The sequence below is a fragment of the Acinetobacter sp. WC-743 genome, assembly GCF_000335555.1.
Taxonomy (GTDB): domain Bacteria; phylum Pseudomonadota; class Gammaproteobacteria; order Pseudomonadales; family Moraxellaceae; genus Acinetobacter; species Acinetobacter bereziniae.
The window spans coordinates 1-214 of sequence record NZ_AMFQ01000091.1; the positions used below are offsets into that span (position 1 = coordinate 1).

Annotated in this window: 1 pseudogene; it reads left to right on the forward strand. The window is 43.0% G+C overall.

Annotation, left to right across the window (positions count from 1 at the left end):
• Positions 1-214 (forward strand): annotated as a pseudogene (locus ACINWC743_RS13070) (ShlB/FhaC/HecB family hemolysin secretion/activation protein); the annotation flags it as partial.

The window sequence follows — 214 nt, forward strand, 5'->3', positions numbered from 1 at the left end:
TCAATGTACTTGAAGCGTATTACGATAAAACTCAAATTGACAATCAAAGCCGAACTCAAAACTGGCTTATTGAGCAAACAGTCGCACCCTTGAAACAAGGCGAGCGAATCAACAGTGATCAAATGCAGCAACAGCTCAAATTGCTCAATCGATTAAAAGGAGTGAACACTCGCAATGTCCTAAGTCCAGGAACCACAGTGGGCAGTAGCCAACT